The organism is Boseongicola sp. (assembly GCF_057460485.1).
Genome location: NZ_JBVCWP010000053.1, coordinates 1 through 17,958, shown reverse-complemented (window position 1 = coordinate 17,958; position 17,958 = coordinate 1). Strand labels below are relative to the sequence as shown.

Genomic DNA, 17,958 nt, shown 5'->3' with positions numbered 1-17,958 from the left:
TCTGGCGGAAACCAACACCGCATACCCAAGCAACACGACCGATGAACAGGCTATTAATGCCCAATATAAAAACCAGAAATCCCACATCGAGGCGTCTCGCGGCAAAGCGATTGCAGAGATCGCGCCCCAGGCCAAAATAGCTTTCGGATTGGTCAGGTGGATCGCCAAGCCGCGCAGAAAACTATGCCTGCTTCCGTCTGCCCGTGCTGACAAAGACCTGCCGTACCACGCAGACCGCAGCGATTCGATCGCCAGTCATAACAATTACACCGCGCCGACTTATGCGCGTCGTCCCTTTCCGATCGCCGTCGACGAGATTGCCAAAGTCGCGGGACCTGGGCTTGCGCCTGCTAACATTCAGCCGACAAGAACAACCCAAAGGTCAACGCTCACTTGCGGGCCTCATCCATGATCGTACGCATTTCACGGATCGCGGGTTCAAGCCCCAGGAAGATTGCCTCACCAATCAGGAAATGCCCGATATTCAATTCCCGCACTTCCGCAATCGCCGCCACCGGCGCCACCGTGTCATACGTCAGTCCATGTCCGGCATGCACCTCAAGCCCAAGCGAATGCGCGAAGTTCGACATCTCGCAAAGGCGCACCAACTCGGCGTCGCGTTCCTCGAAGAGACCGTCGGCATGGGCCTCGCAATACGCCCCGGTGTGCAATTCAATCACTTCCGCGCCAATCCGGTTCGCCGCCTCGATCTGGCGCATTTCTGCCGCGATGAAAATCGAGACCCGGCACCCGGCATCACGCAAAGGTGCGATAAAATGCGCCAGACGGTTCTCGTCCCTCGCGACTTCCAGCCCACCCTCGGTGGTGCGCTCTTCCCGCTTTTCCGGAACAATACACACAGCATGCGGCTTGTGACGCAATGCTATTTTTTGCATCTCGTCCGTCGCTGCCATCTCGAAATTCAAGGGCACTGACAAAACGTCCATCAGACCATCAATGTCGGCATCCGAGATATGCCGGCGGTCTTCGCGCAAATGCGCGGTGATCCCGTCTGCTCCGGCTTCCTCGGCAATCTTGGCCGCGCGCAACGGGTCAGGATACGCCCCTCCGCGCGCGTTGCGCACAGTAGCCACGTGATCGATGTTTACGCCCAATCTGAGGGGGATTAGCTCTGCCATGTTGGCCTCCTTGCCCTTGTCTGGGCAGAGACTAGTAGCGCGCGCCGACTTAACAAGCGCAAAGGGGCGGGAAACCCGCCCCAAAAGGAATTAGTGAACGTTCACCGGGGCGAAATCGTTCTGACGCGCCAAAGCAAATGCCATCGAACGGTCTTTGACCAAAGCAAGACGCGCGCCATCAGCCGAATGGACGGCATAGATATGCTCACTGCCCATGGCTTGATCCTGCACATCTTCCGGCAGGTCCGCGACCGCCACCTGACGAACGTAGACAATCTTATCAGCGTCCAGCTTTTTGAAATCAAATTGCGTATTCATACCATCTGCTCCTCTCAAGTCTTATTTATGCGGATTGTCTGCACCACCTGATCCGGCACGGCGCGCGCCATATCGATATGCAGCAAGCCGTTTTCCATCGACGCGCCCGCAACATCGACTCCATCAGCTAACAAAAATGTCCGCTGAAACTGCCGCGCCGCGATCCCACGATGCAAAAACACCCGATCCGCACCGTCATCTGCCTGCTTTCCCCGCACAACAAGCTGCCGGTTCTCTACTGTGATCGACAAGTCGTCCTCACCAAATCCGGCCACTGCCAGCGTGATGCGGAACCCGTTGTCACGCACCTGCTCTATATTATACGGGGGGTAGCCGTTTTCGGATTTCGCTGTGCGTTCCACCAGCCGTTCAAGCTGGTCAAAGCCCAGAAGATAGGGGTGCGTCCCCAAGGTTAGTTTTGTCATGCGACGTCCTTATAAAGCGACGGTGCGGTGTCCGGCCCCTATCGGCGACCGGTTGAGTTAGAAATATGGGGACGCAATGCGGCGTTAACAAGGCCAGTTCGCGCTTTGAAATTAAGGGCGTTCACGTTATCTAAAGGTCTGACACACAACCCTCGGCCAAATAACATGACGCAAGCTCCGCCACACAAGATGGACCACGAAGAGGTTCTGCGCTTCAAGCTTGAAACGTGGCGGCGCGAGCATCGCGACCTCGACGAGGCAATCCGTGCGCTGGACGATCGTGGAACAGGCGATCCTTTGACCGCAAAACGCCTGAAAAAGCAGAAACTTTTGCTCAAAGACCGCATTGCTCAGCTTGAAGACGAATTGACGCCCGATATCATTGCCTGAAACGTTGCGACCCTTGAGCTCCATCGCTAGGGTCCGCTCGAAACCACGGGGGATCAGCGCTTGACCGTAAAAGTTGGCATCATCATGGGCAGTCAATCCGACTGGCCGACCATGAAACCCGCATGCGAAATTCTCGACACGCTTGGCGTTGCATACGAGACTAAGATCGTCTCTGCGCACCGCACCCCGGATCGCCTCTGGGACTACGGCAAAACTGCCGCTGATCGCGGTCTGCAAGTGATTATCGCTGGTGCAGGTGGTGCCGCCCACCTTCCCGGCATGATGGCCTCCAAGACCCGCATCCCCGTGATTGGCGTTCCCGTCGAAACCCGCGCCCTGAACGGCCTCGACAGTCTCTATTCGATCCTGCAAATGCCGCGCGGTTTTCCCGTAGCCACAATGGCAATCGGCGGCGGTATGAACGCGGGCCTGATGGCCGCCCAGATGCTTGCCACAACCGATGCCACCCTCGCCGCCCGTATCGACGCTTGGCGAGACGCCCTCACAGCCTCGATCCCGCAAGAGCCCCGCGATGACTAAGCCGCTAAATCCCGGACAAACCATCGGGATCCTCGGCGGAGGCCAGCTTGGTCGAATGCTGTCGATGGCCGCCGCCCGCCTGGGCCTCAAAGTCCACATCTATGAGCCCGGAGCGAACCCGCCCGCAGGTGAGACCGCCCACCGGCTCACCACCGCATCATACGACGACGCCGAAGCTCTTGCCGCCTTCGCCGAAAGCGTCGACGTGGTCACTTACGAATTCGAGAACGTCCCCGCCGCCGCCCTCGACCTGATCGAAGCGCGCGTGCCGATCCGCCCCAACCGCCAGACGCTTGCCACCAGTCAGGACCGCCTGGCCGAAAAGACATTCCTGATCGACATCGGCCTCGCAACGGCTCCCTTCGCCACCGTCAACACCGAGGCCGACCTGGCGCAGGCATTGGCTCAAATCGGCATGCCCTCAATCCTGAAAACCCGACGCCTTGGTTATGACGGCAAAGGGCAGGCGCGCATCAATGACCGCCACGACGCCCCCGCAGCGCTTGCCGCGATGAACGGGGCCGATGCGATTCTTGAAGGTTTCGTCAATTTCGACCGCGAAATCAGCGTCATTGCCGCGCGTGGCCTCGACGACACCATCGCCTGCTTTGAACCGGGCGAAAACGTCCACAAGGACGGCATCCTCGATACCACGCGGGTCCCCGCTGACATCTCCGCCGCGACCCGCGAACGCGCCTTCGGCATCGCAGGCACAATCCTGACCGCGCTCGACTATATCGGGGTGATCGGCGTCGAGATGTTCGTGTCCAGCGATAACCTCATCATCAACGAATTCGCCCCGCGCGTGCACAATTCAGGCCATTGGACCGAAGCCGGCGCGGTCATCGACCAGTTTGAACAACACATCCGTGCCGTCGCAGGCTGGCCGCTTGTAGATCCCTTGCGTCACTCGGACGTTGAAATGACCAACCTCATTGGCGACGACATCAATCAAACGCATGACATCGCATGCGAAACCGGCGCGCGGCTCCACCTGTACGGCAAAGCCGAAGCGCGTCCGGGCCGCAAGATGGGCCACGTCACCCGCATTCTTGGCCCCGTAACCGACCGCAACTGACATGCGCCGCATCCGCCTCGCCACCCGCGGTCTGATCTTCAAAGACGACAAACTTCTTCTCGTCAACGCATGGCCCGACGGCAAAAGCGACCTTATGTGCGCCCCCGGCGGAGGGGCCGAGCTTCACCAATCCCTTCCAGAAAACCTCGCGCGCGAAGTCCTTGAGGAAACCGGCCTGACCGTAGCCGTTGGCGCGTGTGTCCTGATCAACGAGTTCCACGATCCCGACGGCGACTTTCATCAGGTCGATATCTACTTTCGCTGCACGGTTGTCGCGGGCGAAACCTCAGAAGATTGGAAAGACCCCGAAGGCGTCGTCACCGACCGCCGCTGGGTCACGCGCGCGGAATTGGCCACCTTGCGCGTCAAACCCGATAGCTTGGCTGACGTCGCATGGGATCACGATGAACGCGCCGCCTATGACCTCTTGGAACCCATCCTGCGCTGACCGCCCAGCACGCCCAAAGCGACGCCGCCAAGCACCACGGCGCTGGCCATGATCAACCGCCCGCTGGCCACCTCGCCCAAGATCAAAACGCCGCCCAAAACCGCGATCACCGGCACCGTAAGCTGAACCAACGCCGCCACCGCCGCGTCCAGCTTCGGCAAAACACTGTACCAAAGCGCATAGCCCAAGCCCGACGTCATCGCGCCGCAGACAATCGCCAGAAATGCGCCTGACACGCTCATGCCATCCTGCACGATTAACAAGGCCACCAAGGCAAAAGGGATCGAACAGATGAAATTCGCCCCCGTTTCGGCCATCGGATCGCTCGCCCCGCGCCCGGCCAGCGAATAAATGCCCCAACTGACTGCGGCGATCCCCATCATCAACGCTGCTCCCAAAGGAGGCGCCCCGAACGCGCCCGGCCACAAAAGCCAGACCAACCCGCCAAACGCCACGGCCGCACCAACCCAGCGCAAAACGGGCGGCCTCTCGCCTTTGAGCAAGGCCCCAGCGAACATCGTCACTTGCACGCCGCCAAACAGGATCAAGGCCCCGACACCCGCGTCCAAAGCCACATAAGCGAACGAAAAGCCCAGCATATAGGCCATGAGTGATCCGGTCCCGACCGCACGCCGCCTCACCAACAATGGCGGCAAACCACCTCGCAATAGAAGCAAAACCCCTAGGCACACCGCCCCTGCCACAACCCGCAATGCCTGAAAGGCAGCCGGTCCGGTCGTGCCATCCAAAAGCGCCCAACGATTGAGGATCGAATTCGACGCAAAGGCGACCATTGTCAAAGCGGTGAGCGCAAGAAGCCTCATCCCTCTTGGCCGCTTTCATCGTCCGCAAAGGCCTTGGCATAAGAATGGGGTATCACTTTGGACAGATCTTCTGCCCCGCGGCCAGCATCCATCATCTGCGCGTACCTGTCGGCGGCAGCGTCGATGGCCGGAACATTCGCACCGACACACGACGCCGCGCGTCTTATCACCGCAAGGTCCTTTAGAATGCCCGCAACAGAAAAGCCGACGGCCTCCATGTCTCCACGGATCATCGGAAGGCGCGTCACAAAGGCAGGCGCGGCCGCAGGGCTCGTCTCCAAAAACCCCAGCATCGTCTCAAACGGCAAGCCCAGCCTTGCGCCCGTTTCCATCGCCTCCGACAGGACTTCCCACATTCCGCCCAGCGCCATGTTGTTGACAATCTTGGCCGATGCGCCCGCTCCAAGCGGTCCTACGTGCACGCATTTTGCCGACAACAGCGCGCCAACCGGTGCAAACCGCTCCACGTCAGCATCGTGGCCCCCAATGAATATGCCGATGGTTCCTGCAACCACCATGTTCGGGCCCCCGGAGATCGGCGCATCTAGGAGGCGCCCCTGCGCCGTTTCGATCGCGCCCACCATCTGTCGCACAATATCAGGCGACACAGTCGAAGTCTCGACCACCAACCGGCTGCCCAAATCCAACGCGGCCAAACTGGCAAGCACCTCGCGCACGGCGGCGTCATCAAACAATGACAGGATCAAAACATCTGAGGTTGCGACAAGGTCTTCAAGACTGCCGGTCACTTGAAAACCATCCGCCTTCGCGCGCGCTGCGTCGACGCCGCTGCGCGTCCATCCGCGGACTTCGACACCTTGTGTTGCCAGCCGCGCGGCCAAGGCCCAGCCCATACGGCCCAACCCGATTATTCCAATCCGCTCCACCATCAGAATGCCTTTCGTTCCTTTTTTGCCAAGACCCGCTTCGAATGAGTCGCCAAAAAACGGCTCTGGTCCTTAGCGAATATCTAAAGCCGCGAACGTCAGCACCGGCGCAATACCGCCGTTACGCCGGCGTCGTGCCGACGTGGGTTTTTAGCCCTTCCAAGCCCCATTTCGCACGGTGTCGATCATCAGTTGTACGTTCTCAGGATCAGCGTCCGGCGTGATCCCGTGGCCAAGGTTAAAGATATGGGGACCCTTTGATAATACCCGACAAATCTCGCCTGTTTCGTCCACCAAAGCTTGTCCACCTGTCACCATATGGCTTGATTTCAGGTTGCCCTGTACACAGCCATCAACCTGCACGTGCTCCGCCGCCCAGGCAGCATCAACCGAGTTGTCCAAAGCCACACAATCGGCCCCCGTAGCCTTTGAAAACCCAATATATTTTTCGCCAGCCTCGCGCGGGAAGACAATCACAGGAATACCCGGATGCCGCACTTTCATTTCCGCTATGATCCGCCTCGTGGGTTCCAGCGCAAACTCTTGAAAATCTTCCCCTTTCAGCGATCCAGCCCAGCTATCAAACAACTTTACGACTTCCGCCCCGGCCTCGATCTGCGCCGAGAGATATTCAATCGTTGCTTCCTCGATCCGACCCATAAGCGCTCTAAAAAGCGGGCGATTTCCGGCCTTTAAAGCATGCGCAGGCCCCTGATCAGGCGTGCCACGGCCCGCGATCATATATGTCGCAACCGTCCAGGGCGCGCCCGCAAAGCCGATCAACGTCGTCTCTTTTGGCAACTCACGCGCCAATGTGCGAACCGTGCCATAGACCGGTGCAAGGAGATCATGGATCGCATCGCCGGGCTTCAACGCATCAAATCCAGCCTGATCCGTGATCGTCGACAGCCGCGGTCCCTCGCCAGTGACAAACCAAAGGTCCGCGCCCAGCGCTTGAGGGATCAACAGAATATCGGCGAAAAGAATAGCCGCATCAAAGCCATAGCGTCTGATTGGCTGAAGCGTGACCTCGGCTGCAAGGTCGGAATTATAGCACAAAGACAGAAAGTCCCCGGCCTCGGCGCGCGTCGCGCGATATTCCGGCAGATACCGTCCAGCTTGCCGCATCATCCAGATCGGAGGGGTGTCCAACGTCTCGCCAGCCAGCGCGCGCAGAATCAACTTTTCTTTTGCCATGTCAGAATACCTTCATTGATCGACGAAAGAGGTCCCAGTCAGAGGTACGATTGTCAACACAATCAGTTGTCAGTATTTTCCGAGGCCCTTAGACATTCACTCATGAGAAAAATGCCCGATATCGAAAATCCGTTCCGCATCGGCACCCGAGGGTCTCCTCTGGCGCTTGCGCAAGCCCACGAAACCCGCGACCGCCTTTGCGCCGCATTCGATCTGCCATCCGAGGCCATCGAGATCGTTGTGATCAAAACGACCGGCGATGCGATCCTTGACCGACCATTGAAGGAGATCGGCGGAAAGGGCTTGTTTACGCGGGAAATCGAGGACGACCTGCTTGCAGGCAGGATCGACATCGCCGTCCATTCCATGAAGGATATGCCCGTTGATCAACCGGGCGGTCTGACACTCGATTGCTACTTGCCTCGCGAAGACGTCCGCGACGCGTTCATCGCACCCGCAGGCGGCACGCTTTCTGGCCTCGCCCCCGGCACCAAGGTCGGCACGTCATCGCTCCGCCGCAAAGCGCAACTTCTGAACCGACGCCCCGACCTTGAGATCGTCGAGTTTCGCGGTAACGTTCAGACAAGGTTGAAGAAACTTGAAGCTGGCGTGGCCCATTGTACCTTCCTTGCGATGGCTGGTCTGAACCGTCTCGGCATGTCTGAAGTCCCCGCAACAGCCATAGATATCAGCGAAATGTTGCCCGCCGTGGCACAAGGCGCTATCGGGATCGAACGCCGTGGCGACGACGCCCGCGCGACCGAAATACTTGCGGCATTACACCATTTGGAAACCGGGCAGCGCCTTGCTGCAGAGCGCGCTTACCTCGCCGCACTCGATGGATCCTGTGAAACACCGATCGCGGGCCTTGCTACGCTCGACGGAGGCACACTTACCCTGCGTGGTGAGATCCTGCGTTCCGATGGCTCAGAAGCGCTAAGCGACAGCCGCACCGGCCCAATCGAAGACGGCGTCGCAATCGGTCGTGAACTTGCGGAAAGCCTTTTGGCGCGCGCAGGCGATGGCTTTTTTGACTGGAAAACCGCGTCCTGAAGGGACGCGTCGTCAGCGCCCGATTAAAGCAACCGGCGCATGTTCAGCACGTTCGTAATCCAACGGCGCACGATCCGCCGCGATTGTCTCGCGCTTGAACTCGTAGACCATCTCGCCCGCGTCCTCCTCTGACGCCACGATCAGGCACTGCGACATATGCCGCGCACCGTCGTAGACATCGACAAGCCCGCGCAATTGCGGCCCCTCGTCGGCATCAATCGCGAATCCTTCATCCCAGTAGCGTAAAATGGTAAACGTCTGGTCGCCGACCTGAACCCGCAGACGGCTTTTCTTAGCTCGGCTGCGTTTACGCGCAGCTTCAAGCCCCTGACGCACCTCTTTTGGCAGATACTCTGACATAGCATCATTCCCCCCAAGCCAGATCATGGAGCGATTCGCTCCAACGTCAAAGAGAACACTGATTTCACGATGGAAAAGTGAAACAATACCGGGGAGATCACATGATTTCGTCGGCGGCTGTTTTCGACTCCCGCATTTCCGCACAGCCACTCTGTTTTTGCGGATATGGTTTTTAGTCACCCTCGCCCCATATGAGACGCCAAAGGAGATCACGCATGGGTCAGCTTGTTAACGGCGTCTGGCACGACGTCTGGTACGATACGAAAGCCTCGGGCGGAAAATTCGTTCGCTCAAAGGCGAAATTCCGCAACTGGGTCACTGCCGATGGCGCCCCCGGCCCCTCCGGCAACGGCGGCTTCAAGGCCGAGGCGGACCGCTACCACCTCTATGTTTCGCTTGCATGCCCCTGGGCGCACCGAACCCTGATGTTCCGCAAACTCAAGGGACTTGAAGACATCATCACCGTCTCTGTGGTGCATCCCGATATGCTTTCGAACGGCTGGACATTTGATGCGACATTCCCAGGCGCGACTGGCGACACGCTGTTTGGCCTGCCCTTCGCGCGCGACATCTATATCAAGGCCGATCCCGGTATCTCAGGGCGTGTCACGGTGCCAATCCTGTGGGACAAAAAGAACGCGACCATCGTCTCGAACGAAAGCTCCGAAATCATTCGTATGTTCAACTCGGCTTTCGAAGCGCTGACAGGCAATAAAGACGATTTTTGGCCCGCCCACATGCGCGACGAGATCGAAACTTTGAACGCGCGAATTTACGACACGTTTAACAATGGCGTGTATAAGTGCGGCTTCGCCATGTCACAGCACGCTTACAACGATGCTGTCACCAAATTGTTTGAAACACTCGATTGGCTTGAAGATCATTTATCAACAAACCGATATCTTATGGGCGACCAGATCACAGAGGCAGATTGGCGGCTTGTGCCGACCTTGTTCCGCTTCGATCTGGTCTATCACTTGCACTTCAAGTGCAATCGCAATCGGATTGTCGATTTCCCGAACCTTTGGGCCTACACGCGCGAACTCTATCAATGGACCGCACCGAACGGCAGTCTGATCGCGGACACGGTCAACTTCGACCACATCGTGCGCCACTATCACTTTAGCCACGAAACCATCAATCCGCACCGGATCATTCCGATCAATCCGGTCATCGATTGGGACGCCCCGCACGGTCGCGAAAAGGCAAGCGCCGCTTAGCTTGCACCGCCGTGATACCCGACAATCGCAGCGGCGTTCGGAATGTGATTGAAAATCGAGCCGCCAGAAAAAAGGTGCTTTTGGAAACAAGCATAACGCGGGCACGAGGCCAACGATCGCTGGCACAGTCTGCAATCGCGATTGCGCTGCCATTCTCAAGACCAAGATCAAGCAAAATCACATCGATACTGCGTATCAGCCTGTAGTTCACCGCGTCCGCCTGACTGTGGACGACAGCCCAAGTCGTTTCAGCGCGCTCCAGATGACGCGACCAAATGCGCGCCAGACCCGGACTATTTGCATCAATCAATACCACCATTCCCGCTCCGGCGGCGGGGAACCGCTGCGGATGTCTACCCCGCGGGCATATTTGACTGTGAATACTGCACAAGCAGTTAATTTGAGTGAATTTTTTGTTAACCTTTGGCGACGTCTTGCCGATCTCCGGCTTGCTCCGCGACGTGTCGATGCTAGGGTTCGCACAACATTTCCAACGGATCACGGTCGTCATGAAACATCTCCTCTCCGCCCTCGCAGTCGCTTTGGTATTGCCCGCATCAGCCGCGTTTGCATGCGGCGGCTCGTTTCAAAGTTTCGTTGCAGATTTGAAATCCGAGGCGCGCAACAAGGGTGCCTCAGCCGCTGCCACAGATCGCTTTTTTGCCAATGTTGCAAAGGACGACGCGGTCCTGCGGGCGGATAGGTCCCAAGGGATTTTCACTCGGCCTTTCCTCGATTTCTCGAACCGGTTGATCTCGAATAACCGTTTCCAAAGCGGGCTGAGCAACGGCCAGAAATGGGACGCCGTGTTTGATCGGATCGACCGTGACTATGGCGTCTCGCGCGGCGTTCTGCTGGCATTCTGGGCCTTCGAGACCGACTTCGGCGCTGTTCAAGGTGACTTCAATACGGTTAACGCGCTGGTCACACTTGCGCATGATTGCCGCCGTCCCGAACTTTTTCGCCCACAGGTATTTGCCGCCTTGGAGCTCTACGAACGCGGCGATCTCGATCCGTCCCGCACGACCGGTGCCTGGGCCGGAGAGATCGGGATGGTGCAAATGTTGCCCAGAGACATCATCGAAAATGGGGTCGATGGAGACGGAGACGGCCACGTCACACTCAAGACCTCGCCCGCCGATGCTTTGACGTCTGGCGGCAAAATGCTGAGCTCGCTTGGTTGGCGCGCTGGCGAGCCATGGCTTCAGGAAGTGACCATGCCGCGTGACTTCAATTGGTTCGCAACCGGGCTGGATAAAAAACGCGCCGCGCGCGACTGGGCGCGCGCCGGGGTCGCCCCGAAAAGTGGCCAGCTCGCGGCCCCAAATCTACCCGCATCCATCGTTTTACCGCAGGGCCACCGCGGCCCCGCGTTTCTGGCATACCCAAATTTCGATGTGTTTTTCGAGTGGAACCAAAGCTTTGTCTACGTCACCACAGCTGCGTATTTCGCAACTCGTCTTGAAGGCGCCCCTCGCCTTACGGCCGGAGACCCGGCGCCCGGCCTTGGTCGCGACGCGATGAAGTCCCTGCAGAGAAAGCTACAGTCACGTGGCTATGGCGTTGGTGGGATCGACGGTATTTTGGGCGCAAACACCCGCGCAGCGGTTCAAGCCGAGCAAAAACGGCTCGGGTTGCCGGCTGACGCATGGCCAACACAGGCGCTACTAAATGCGCTCTAACAAATCTGAATGACGCCACGGTCACCGGGCTTACACCCCAAACCGTTGCTGACTGACCCGACATTCATAATCGCTGCTAAAGCAATCACAATCAAACCGGCCAGGAGAAAATCTTTCATGAAAACCCCCACTCTTTACCACCGAGGGGAAGGTGAGCGGTAAGTGCCGGTCATTTCAAGGAAATCCGCCCCTAATCGGCGGCAACACTGATGTTCCGAACTGGAAACCTTACGCCCTCGGCCGTGATGAGGATTGCGCGTGTGCCGTCTTTTACGAAGACATCGCAGCGCGCGGAGCCGTTGTCGAAATTGATGCAAACCTGGCTGTTGTCACCCAAGACGTATGTTCCCTCCCAGACTGGACCGTCATCTGTATAAGTATACCTGTACCGTCCACTATTCAGAAAAGTAGATTTGGAACCATCAAAAAATTCAATGACTTGCCCCGCCAACAAGCCGGTCAGTTCCCTCTGTTCAAGCCGAGTATCACTGTCACGAAGGCCGCCCAAGGCCGACGCCAGACCGGCCAGGATAGTGAAGACAAAAATCACCACAATTCTCATGGTCCAAAACTGCGTTACTAACAGAGCTGTGACCAATCACGATTGCGTTGCCTATTCGGCCGCCAACGGAATATCCCGTCTCCCAATCTCTGCAATCTCAGCCGTTACGATCTCCATCAGACCCGCAAAACTTTGGAAATTTCCGTTTGGCCGAATGGCCTGCTCGTTCATGTAAAGCGCGCGATCAATCTCGATCTGGACGGCGTGTTGCCCTCGCGAAGGGCGCCCATAGTGCTGCGTCACGAAGGCGCCGGCAAATGGCGCGTTACGTGCAACTCGCAGACCAGTCGCCGCAAAAGCTGCCTCGATGCGGTCAACAATCTGGCTTCCAGCGGCCGCGCCGAACCGGTCGCCCAGAACGATATCGGGCCGCGTCCCACGCGGATGCGACAGGCTTTCGATAGCTTCATGAGGCATCGAATGGCAGTCGATCAGAACCGCCTCGCCAAACAGAGCATGACTTTCGTCGAGCAAGACCTGAATCGCGTCGTGCCAGGGCTTCCAAACATCTCGGATACGGGTATCGGCTTCCCGTCTAGTAAGCTTCCCACGATAAATCGCGCGCCCGTTTGCAACAACACGCGGCACCACACCGAGCCCCGAGGCTACGCGTGGATTATGCGTCTGGCGCGTCAGACCTTCGATCAACGCAGGGTCCAGTTCATCGAACGACCTGTTCACATCGATCCAAGCCCGCGGATAAGTCGCCGTTAGAAGAGGCGCGCCATGTTTCGGCGCAAGATCAAAGAGTTGGTCTACAAACGCGTCCTCGGATGATCTTAGCGTGCGTTCATCCAAGACCGAGCGGCGCACAAAGCTCCACGGATACACGCGCCCTGAATGGGGCGAGGCGAAGACAACGCTTGTTGTCCGGACATCCGGCATCCTCAGTCTATAGGGTTTCACGCGTTCTGCTCCTTGCTCAAAATGATTATAGAGCAATTCTTCTGTATGCCAAAAGCCCTTGAAGTGATGAGGCGAACCTACTATAGCCAGCCCGACCAGCGCGGGGCTTGCCCCGCGTATTGTTCTTTTGAACAGGGTGGAAAAGTTTGAAGACAGGGCGATTAGCTCAGCGGTAGAGCACTTCGTTGACATCGAAGGGGTCACTGGTTCGATCCCAGTATCGCCCACCATGAACCGTCATATTCCTTCGGGAAATATGGCAGAAACGAAACCTAAGGCGCTCTTCACGCGCCGCGACAAAGGGAGAAGGACTATGAAAGTTCGCAACTCGCTCCGCTCGCTGAAGAACCGGCACCGTGATTGCCGCGTCGTGCGCCGCAAGGGCCGCGTCTATGTGATCAACAAGACGCAGCGTCGGTTCAAAGCACGTCAGGGCTGATTCGCTCTGACGGCGACAGAATTTAGAAAAGGCCGCTTCGCAAGAATGCGGTCTTTTTTGTGTGTAGTATTGTGATTCACCGCGAATAATTTGATCAAATTGCGCTTCGACCGCTTGCCGCACCGCACTCCTAGTGACATGTCTCAGCCGACAAAGCGAAGGACGCCCCATGATTGAAAAGCGCCAATTTTATATCAACGGCTCGTGGGTCGACCCCATTGCCGGCAAAGCCTGTGACGTTATTGATCCGTCGACTGAAGAAGCGGTCGCAACCATTTCGCTCGGTGGTCAAGCCGATACAGATGCCGCGGTTGCGGCTGCTAAAGCGGCTCTGCCCGCGTGGCGGGCGCTTTCTGTGGCTGATAGGATCGCTTACGTTCGAAACATTCTTGAGGTTTATACCGAACGCCAACACGACATGGCGAAAGCCATGAGCCTTGAAATGGGCGCACCGATCGACTTTTCCCTCGAAGAACAAGTCAGCTCCGGCGATTCGCACATCCGTGGCTTCCTCAAAGCTGTCCAGGGCTTCGAATGGGAGCATCGCCTGAATGGCAAGGCCGGAACCCGGATCATTAAGGACCCGATCGGCGTGGTCGGCATGATAACACCGTGGAACTGGCCAATGAACCAGGTAACCCTGAAGGCAATTCCCGCGCTGATAACCGGCTGTACGATGGTGCTGAAGCCGTCCGAGATAGCGCCCCTATCATCTCTCCTATTTGCCGAAATCGTTGACGCTGCTGGTGTTCCGGCAGGCGTGTTCAATCTGGTAAACGGCGACGGCGTTGGCGTCGGCTCGCAGCTTTCCGTGCATCCTGACGTCGATATGATTTCCTTCACCGGGTCCACGCGTGCAGGGATCGCTATCTCGAAAGCTGCCGCAGAAACTTTGAAACGCGTGTCATTGGAACTTGGCGGCAAAGGGGCGAACATCGTCTTTGCTGACGCCGATGATGACGCGGTGCAACGTGGCGCGCGTCATTGCTTTGAGAACACCGGACAGTCGTGTAACGCGCCCACCCGCATGTTGGTTGAACGGTCGCGGTACGAGCGCGCGGTCGAAGAAGCCGCTGAAATTGCGCGCAACACCCACGTCGCAAAGGCTGCTGAGAAGGGCGCGCACATTGGTCCGCTTGTCAGCGAGTTGCAGTTCAACAAAGTACAATCTTTGATCCAGTCCGGCCTCGATGAAGGCGCGCGTCTCGCAGCAGGCGGTGTCGGACGACCTGATGGCCTCAACCGTGGATACTTTGTCTGTCCAACCGTTTTCGCCGATGTGACCCCGGATATGACGATTATGCGCGAAGAAATTTTCGGGCCCGTTTTGTCAATCATGCCGTTTGATACGGCCGACGAAGCGCTCGCGATTGCCAACGACACGGTCTACGGCCTGACGAACTATGTGCAGTCAAGCGACCCGGAGAAACTCAAGCGCTTTGCCCGAGAGCTTCATTCCGGGATGGTGCAGATGAATGGTCAAAGCCGCGGCCAAGGCGCTCCCTTTGGCGGCGTCGGTCATTCCGGCAACGGACGTGAAGGCGGTGTTTGGGGTCTTGAGGAATTCGTCGAGATCAAATCTGTCGGCGGCTGGCCAGACTGATACCCTAACGCTTCAACATGGCGGCCTGTCGCGCGACCTCATCATCGAGTTCGTGCGTCCCATGGCGGGCAGAGTTCAAGGCATCGTCCTCGCTTTGTCCGTCCACGGCGCCTGCCGCAACCCGCGAAAGGCTGTAGGTCGGCACACGGACGATGCCTCTCAGCAGGTTCCGCGTAAGCGTCAAAACAGCAAGATACAGAGTGTGCGCGCCAAGAACCCCGGCGCCCTGGACCGTTGCACCCGAAGCAATCATTTCGCACGCAGATACATCCGACGACATATAGCTGCGACAGATCATCGGCCGTGCGTCATAGGCGCGGCAAAGCCGCGTTTCAGGATCAAGCGAAGGACAAGCCTTCGCATTCCAAGCCCGACCATCCGGTGCACCGGCCACGGGGACCAAAGCCTGATGCAGGCGACGGGCTTCAGCCTGGGTGATCGTACCACCGTCATCGCCACTTAGGATGCAGCAGAAAGCGCACCCAGGCGCACAGGCCGCTTTTGCCGCAGGACCGTTCGGATCGGCAAGCTGCGGTGCGATTGCGGTGCGCCCGATCGCTTCGGCGGCGTCCCCATCTCTGAGCCGGCGAAGGGCTGCATTCAAAGGCATCTCATACTGTATCGCCGTGTCGATCCACGCCACCAACGCACCGCGCGCAGGATCGCGCAACGCCGGCGGTACACCTTTTGTGGAGGCTTTTGCTACCCTTGCCCGCAAATCAGTCAATGTCTTAAAGCTTTTCATAAGCGTTGCCTCCGACGCTAGACGGACTCTCATGTGCAAAAACGATCAAACTCTGCACGCATACGCAACTATCTACCGAATTCATGAACATTATATCTTTGGGGAAACCAGACTTTTGCGATCTACGATGTTATCCCAGATCAAAGGACTGCACCACGTCACATCGCTCGCATCTTCAGCTTCGAAAAATAGCGCGCTTTGGTGTTCCCGGCGGGACCGAACCCAATACGATCGATATCGAAATCCTTCCTTTGGCGGTTTCAGCAGGTCAAGGCGCAGGCTCGGGACATCATATCGCCTGCGCCGTTGAAAACCGCGCGCGGCAATTAGAGGCCCGCGAGGCGCTTATGGAACCGGGATATCAGGTAACGCCCGTGATCGACCGTAACGACTTCTGGGCGATCTACTTTCCGACCCCCAACGGTGTTCTGTTTGAGATCGCAACCAACGCGCCCAGTTTCGACGTCGACGAAGACACCGCGCATCTTGGCGACTCGCTGACGCTGCCAGCCCGGCACAGGCACTTGCGCGAAAAGTTCGAGCACCAGCTTGAACCGCCTGAAGACTGATGCTTTGGACGCTAAAACCCTAACCAAGGTCCTTAAAAAATCACCCCTAGAACGGCGTCTTCACTTTGAATGTCATCCCAATGCCCCCGTCGGGGTGACGTAAACGCAGGCTTTCGCTGTGCAACATCATACGCGAAAACTTCCGTGCGGGTCCTTCCGCATAGAACGGGTCCCCAAGAATGGGATGCCCAATTGCCAGCATATGGACTCGAAGTTGATGCGACCGGCCGGTCTGTGGGAACAAGCGGATCCGCGTCTCACTTTCATTGCTGCGCTGCACGCGCCACTCGGTTAAGGCAGCTTTGCCGTTCTCATGGTCAACCATCTGGCGCGGCCGGTTTGGCCAATCAACGATCAGCGGCAAGTCAATTATTCCGGTTTTTTCCGCCACCTGCCCCTGCACCCGCGCAACATACATCTTTTTGATGAAGCGCTTTTCGAACTGAAGCCCAAGATGTCGTTGCGCGTGCCGGGTGAGCGCGAAGACCATCACCCCGGAGGTATCGCGATCCAACCGATGCACCAAAAGAGCCTCCGGAAAGGCCGCCTGAACGCGCGACAGCAAACATTCGGCTAGATGCGCGCCTTTTCCCGGGACAGAGAGCAAGCCATCAGGCTTACCGACGATCAATATTTCGTGGTCCATATGGATCACATCAAGCGGTACATCAGGGGGAGTGTATTCAGAATTCAAAACTGCGGCACGCTTTCTGAAATTTCATAGTAATCGCTTTTTTCGGCAGCAAAGATGTGCTTCTCCAGCTTGAAAGGCGTCGCGTCATCAACTGCGCCCAAGGCAAACGCGATCGCAGCTTCATCACACGCTTTCCAGAACAAAACGAGCCGCACGTCCCGCAAAATCCACGTTTTCCGCTTTTTGTGGCCGCATACCAGCGCACCGGACCGGCAATCGCGCTTCCAGCCAAATCGACTTGTGCCGAAGACCAGACATGTCCCGATTGCCGACGACACTGCCGACAATGGCACGTTGATACGGCGCGCGGCGCGGCCGCGCCACCTCAAATACTACGGACCCGCGCAGGCACGACCCATTCATGAAACACTCATCTGTTGACCCCAAACCCCAAGTAGCACGCCGTAGATCACAAAAAGAACCGCCATCCCGCGCCGAAAATACCCATTGAACACCGCACCCAAGGCCGCGCGCCCAAGCGCAACGCCAATAGCTGTATATCCCGAATAGCTTGCGGTCGTAATGACCAAGGCGGTTGGAAATATCCAATACATTAATGTGCCAGTGGGAACACCGGGTTCAACAAACTGCGAAAAGGCAGCAACATAGCCCGAAATGGATTTCGCATTTATCGTTGCGATCATGAAGGCATTGCCAAAAATTGATCCCGCAGAGGTATTCGCGAGTTTCGGCGGCGTTGTCGCATTGCGCCACGTGCGAATACCCAACCAGACCAAAACCAACGCACCCGCCATCCGCACGACCCAGAACACATCAGGCGACGCCGCGATAAGAGCCGTCACACCGATGGCCGAAAGGCTCAAAAACAGCGAAGCCTGCGTCAGGATTGCCAGCACACCCCAAAGCGCTTTTCGGAAT

General features: G+C 57.7%; 25 protein-coding genes and 1 tRNA gene. 11 read left to right on the top strand and 15 right to left on the bottom strand.

The window, feature by feature from the left end; genetic code table 11:
* From AC221Y_RS08850 to AC221Y_RS08835, 4 genes are all read right to left on the bottom strand, one after another.
* Positions 1–249, bottom strand: a 249-nt coding sequence (locus tag AC221Y_RS08850; RefSeq protein ID WP_486707183.1) for a LysE family transporter, incomplete at its 3' end; no start/stop codon positions are given.
* 140 nt (positions 250–389) lie between these two features.
* Positions 390–1,139: a pyridoxine 5'-phosphate synthase gene (locus AC221Y_RS08845; protein WP_299754054.1), complete on the bottom strand. Its 750-nt coding sequence runs from the start codon at positions 1,137–1,139 to the stop codon at positions 390–392.
* A 90-nt stretch (positions 1,140–1,229) separates the two neighbouring features.
* A complete protein-coding gene (locus AC221Y_RS08840) occupies positions 1,230–1,457 on the bottom strand; it encodes a DUF1150 family protein (RefSeq protein ID WP_299754055.1) in 228 nt (75 codons plus the stop codon).
* 14 nt (positions 1,458–1,471) lie between these two features.
* Complete coding sequence (locus tag AC221Y_RS08835) at positions 1,472–1,882, bottom strand: Hsp20 family protein (RefSeq protein WP_299754056.1); 411 nt, start codon at positions 1,880–1,882, stop codon at positions 1,472–1,474.
* Positions 1,883–2,047: 165 nt separating this feature from the next.
* Between AC221Y_RS08835 and AC221Y_RS08830 the strand changes: the two genes are divergently transcribed.
* Genes AC221Y_RS08830 through AC221Y_RS08815 form a run of 4 tightly spaced genes read left to right on the top strand, consistent with a single transcriptional unit; the run spans position 2,048 to position 4,338 of the window.
* A complete protein-coding gene (locus AC221Y_RS08830) occupies positions 2,048–2,272 on the top strand; it encodes a YdcH family protein (RefSeq protein WP_299754057.1) in 225 nt (74 codons plus the stop codon).
* A gap of 60 nt (positions 2,273–2,332) precedes the next feature.
* Positions 2,333–2,812: a 5-(carboxyamino)imidazole ribonucleotide mutase gene (purE, locus tag AC221Y_RS08825; protein WP_299754058.1), complete on the top strand. Its 480-nt coding sequence runs from the start codon at positions 2,333–2,335 to the stop codon at positions 2,810–2,812.
* The gene (locus tag AC221Y_RS08820) at positions 2,805–3,890 is read left to right on the top strand and encodes a 5-(carboxyamino)imidazole ribonucleotide synthase (RefSeq protein WP_299754059.1); all 1,086 of its coding nucleotides are present in this window, start codon (positions 2,805–2,807) and stop codon (positions 3,888–3,890) included. Before purE ends, AC221Y_RS08820 begins: the two co-directional genes overlap by 8 nt.
* Before the next feature lies 1 nt (position 3,891).
* Entirely contained in the window at positions 3,892–4,338 is a 447-nt protein-coding gene (locus AC221Y_RS08815) for an NUDIX domain-containing protein (protein ID WP_299754060.1), read from the top strand.
* On the opposite strand, the gene AC221Y_RS08810 is transcribed toward AC221Y_RS08815, so the two are convergent.
* From AC221Y_RS08810 to hemE, 3 genes are all read right to left on the bottom strand, one after another.
* Positions 4,308–5,162, bottom strand: coding sequence for a DMT family transporter (locus AC221Y_RS08810; RefSeq protein ID WP_299754061.1), 855 nt, complete (start codon positions 5,160–5,162; stop codon positions 4,308–4,310). The two genes, AC221Y_RS08815 and AC221Y_RS08810, sit on opposite strands and share 31 nt — an antisense overlap.
* A complete protein-coding gene (locus AC221Y_RS08805; protein ID WP_299754062.1) occupies positions 5,159–6,052 on the bottom strand; it encodes an NAD(P)-dependent oxidoreductase in 894 nt (297 codons plus the stop codon). The genes AC221Y_RS08810 and AC221Y_RS08805 overlap by 4 nt, the downstream gene beginning before the upstream one ends.
* Before the next feature lie 147 nt (positions 6,053–6,199).
* Complete coding sequence (hemE, locus tag AC221Y_RS08800; RefSeq protein WP_299754063.1) at positions 6,200–7,246, bottom strand: uroporphyrinogen decarboxylase; 1,047 nt, start codon at positions 7,244–7,246, stop codon at positions 6,200–6,202.
* Positions 7,247–7,357: 111 nt separating this feature from the next.
* On the opposite strand from hemE, the gene hemC reads away from it, so the two are divergent.
* Positions 7,358–8,299: a hydroxymethylbilane synthase gene (gene hemC / locus AC221Y_RS08795; protein ID WP_299754064.1), complete on the top strand. Its 942-nt coding sequence runs from the start codon at positions 7,358–7,360 to the stop codon at positions 8,297–8,299.
* A 12-nt stretch (positions 8,300–8,311) separates the two neighbouring features.
* On the opposite strand, the gene AC221Y_RS08790 is transcribed toward hemC, so the two are convergent.
* A complete protein-coding gene (locus tag AC221Y_RS08790; protein WP_299754065.1) occupies positions 8,312–8,659 on the bottom strand; it encodes a hypothetical protein in 348 nt (115 codons plus the stop codon).
* Positions 8,660–8,874: 215 nt separating this feature from the next.
* On the opposite strand from AC221Y_RS08790, the gene AC221Y_RS08785 reads away from it, so the two are divergent.
* Entirely contained in the window at positions 8,875–9,879 is a 1,005-nt protein-coding gene (locus tag AC221Y_RS08785; RefSeq protein WP_299754066.1) for a glutathione S-transferase family protein, read from the top strand.
* Here the strand turns inward: AC221Y_RS08785 and AC221Y_RS08780 are convergent.
* Positions 9,830–10,198 carry a hypothetical protein gene (locus AC221Y_RS08780; RefSeq protein ID WP_299754067.1) on the bottom strand — a complete coding sequence of 123 codons (369 nt, stop codon included), beginning with the start codon at positions 10,196–10,198 and terminating at the stop codon, positions 9,830–9,832. The genes AC221Y_RS08785 and AC221Y_RS08780 overlap by 50 nt on opposite strands.
* 190 nt (positions 10,199–10,388) lie before the next feature.
* Here AC221Y_RS08780 and AC221Y_RS08775 point away from each other — a divergent pair, with 190 nt between their 5' ends.
* Entirely contained in the window at positions 10,389–11,561 is a 1,173-nt protein-coding gene (locus AC221Y_RS08775; protein WP_299754068.1) for a lytic murein transglycosylase, read from the top strand.
* Here the strand turns inward: AC221Y_RS08775 and AC221Y_RS08770 are convergent.
* The 3 genes from AC221Y_RS08770 to AC221Y_RS08760 form a co-directional block, all read right to left on the bottom strand.
* Positions 11,558–11,680, bottom strand: coding sequence for a hypothetical protein (locus AC221Y_RS08770; RefSeq protein WP_299754069.1), 123 nt, complete (start codon positions 11,678–11,680; stop codon positions 11,558–11,560). The genes AC221Y_RS08775 and AC221Y_RS08770 overlap by 4 nt on opposite strands.
* A gap of 71 nt (positions 11,681–11,751) precedes the next feature.
* On the bottom strand, positions 11,752–12,111 hold the full coding sequence (locus AC221Y_RS08765; protein ID WP_486707182.1) for a hypothetical protein: 360 nt from the start codon (positions 12,109–12,111) through the stop codon (positions 11,752–11,754).
* Positions 12,112–12,174: 63 nt separating this feature from the next.
* Entirely contained in the window at positions 12,175–13,008 is an 834-nt protein-coding gene (locus tag AC221Y_RS08760; RefSeq protein ID WP_299754078.1) for an N-formylglutamate amidohydrolase, read from the bottom strand.
* A 176-nt stretch (positions 13,009–13,184) separates the two neighbouring features.
* On the opposite strand from AC221Y_RS08760, the gene AC221Y_RS08755 reads away from it, so the two are divergent.
* The 3 genes from AC221Y_RS08755 (at position 13,185) to AC221Y_RS08745 (ending at position 15,071) form a co-directional block, all read left to right on the top strand.
* Positions 13,185–13,259: transfer RNA gene (locus AC221Y_RS08755), tRNA-Val, on the top strand.
* Positions 13,260–13,342: 83 nt separating this feature from the next.
* Positions 13,343–13,468, top strand: a complete 126-nt coding sequence (gene ykgO / locus AC221Y_RS08750; RefSeq protein ID WP_005850168.1) for a type B 50S ribosomal protein L36 — start codon at positions 13,343–13,345, stop codon at positions 13,466–13,468.
* Positions 13,469–13,637: 169 nt separating this feature from the next.
* Positions 13,638–15,071, top strand: a complete 1,434-nt coding sequence (locus tag AC221Y_RS08745; protein WP_299754071.1) for an aldehyde dehydrogenase family protein — start codon at positions 13,638–13,640, stop codon at positions 15,069–15,071.
* A 4-nt stretch (positions 15,072–15,075) separates the two neighbouring features.
* Here the strand turns inward: AC221Y_RS08745 and AC221Y_RS08740 are convergent, their stop codons facing one another.
* Positions 15,076–15,816 carry a YkgJ family cysteine cluster protein gene (locus AC221Y_RS08740; RefSeq protein ID WP_299754072.1) on the bottom strand — a complete coding sequence of 247 codons (741 nt, stop codon included), beginning with the start codon at positions 15,814–15,816 and terminating at the stop codon, positions 15,076–15,078.
* Between the two features lie 83 nt (positions 15,817–15,899).
* On the opposite strand from AC221Y_RS08740, the gene AC221Y_RS08735 reads away from it, so the two are divergent.
* Positions 15,900–16,385, top strand: a complete 486-nt coding sequence (locus AC221Y_RS08735; RefSeq protein WP_486707181.1) for a VOC family protein — start codon at positions 15,900–15,902, stop codon at positions 16,383–16,385.
* A 46-nt stretch (positions 16,386–16,431) separates the two neighbouring features.
* Here the strand turns inward: AC221Y_RS08735 and AC221Y_RS08730 are convergent, their stop codons facing one another.
* Both AC221Y_RS08730 and AC221Y_RS08725 read right to left on the bottom strand, forming a co-directional pair.
* On the bottom strand, positions 16,432–17,031 hold the full coding sequence (locus AC221Y_RS08730) for a pseudouridine synthase (protein WP_486707180.1): 600 nt from the start codon (positions 17,029–17,031) through the stop codon (positions 16,432–16,434).
* A gap of 407 nt (positions 17,032–17,438) precedes the next feature.
* Positions 17,439–17,958: LysE family translocator (locus AC221Y_RS08725; protein WP_486707179.1), on the bottom strand; the 520-nt coding region annotated here is incomplete at its 5' end.

Bases quoted from the DNA above. Each gene is read 5' to 3' on its own strand.
- AC221Y_RS08820 (WP_299754059.1), top strand. From the start codon at position 2,805: ATGACTAAGCCGCTAAATCCCGGACAAACCATCGGGATCCTCGGCGGA.
- AC221Y_RS08830 (WP_299754057.1), top strand. From the start codon at position 2,048: ATGACGCAAGCTCCGCCACACAAGATGGACCACGAAGAGGTTCTGCGC.
- AC221Y_RS08835 (WP_299754056.1), bottom strand. From the start codon at position 1,882: ATGACAAAACTAACCTTGGGGACGCACCCCTATCTTCTGGGCTTTGAC.
- AC221Y_RS08735 (WP_486707181.1), top strand. From the start codon at position 15,900: ATGAACATTATATCTTTGGGGAAACCAGACTTTTGCGATCTACGATGT.
- hemC (WP_299754064.1), top strand. From the start codon at position 7,358: ATGCCCGATATCGAAAATCCGTTCCGCATCGGCACCCGAGGGTCTCCT.
- AC221Y_RS08730 (WP_486707180.1), bottom strand. From the start codon at position 17,031: ATGGACCACGAAATATTGATCGTCGGTAAGCCTGATGGCTTGCTCTCT.
- AC221Y_RS08790 (WP_299754065.1), bottom strand. From the start codon at position 8,659: ATGTCAGAGTATCTGCCAAAAGAGGTGCGTCAGGGGCTTGAAGCTGCG.
- AC221Y_RS08815 (WP_299754060.1), top strand. From the start codon at position 3,892: ATGCGCCGCATCCGCCTCGCCACCCGCGGTCTGATCTTCAAAGACGAC.
- AC221Y_RS08805 (WP_299754062.1), bottom strand. From the start codon at position 6,052: ATGGTGGAGCGGATTGGAATAATCGGGTTGGGCCGTATGGGCTGGGCC.
- AC221Y_RS08845 (WP_299754054.1), bottom strand. From the start codon at position 1,139: ATGGCAGAGCTAATCCCCCTCAGATTGGGCGTAAACATCGATCACGTG.
- AC221Y_RS08740 (WP_299754072.1), bottom strand. From the start codon at position 15,816: ATGAAAAGCTTTAAGACATTGACTGATTTGCGGGCAAGGGTAGCAAAA.
- AC221Y_RS08775 (WP_299754068.1), top strand. From the start codon at position 10,389: ATGAAACATCTCCTCTCCGCCCTCGCAGTCGCTTTGGTATTGCCCGCA.
- AC221Y_RS08780 (WP_299754067.1), bottom strand. From the start codon at position 10,198: ATGGTGGTATTGATTGATGCAAATAGTCCGGGTCTGGCGCGCATTTGG.
- AC221Y_RS08770 (WP_299754069.1), bottom strand. From the start codon at position 11,680: ATGAAAGATTTTCTCCTGGCCGGTTTGATTGTGATTGCTTTAGCAGCG.
- AC221Y_RS08760 (WP_299754078.1), bottom strand. From the start codon at position 13,008: ATGCCGGATGTCCGGACAACAAGCGTTGTCTTCGCCTCGCCCCATTCA.
- AC221Y_RS08745 (WP_299754071.1), top strand. From the start codon at position 13,638: ATGATTGAAAAGCGCCAATTTTATATCAACGGCTCGTGGGTCGACCCC.
- AC221Y_RS08785 (WP_299754066.1), top strand. From the start codon at position 8,875: ATGGGTCAGCTTGTTAACGGCGTCTGGCACGACGTCTGGTACGATACG.
- AC221Y_RS08810 (WP_299754061.1), bottom strand. From the start codon at position 5,162: ATGAGGCTTCTTGCGCTCACCGCTTTGACAATGGTCGCCTTTGCGTCG.
- hemE (WP_299754063.1), bottom strand. From the start codon at position 7,246: ATGGCAAAAGAAAAGTTGATTCTGCGCGCGCTGGCTGGCGAGACGTTG.
- ykgO (WP_005850168.1), top strand. From the start codon at position 13,343: ATGAAAGTTCGCAACTCGCTCCGCTCGCTGAAGAACCGGCACCGTGAT.
- AC221Y_RS08840 (WP_299754055.1), bottom strand. From the start codon at position 1,457: ATGAATACGCAATTTGATTTCAAAAAGCTGGACGCTGATAAGATTGTC.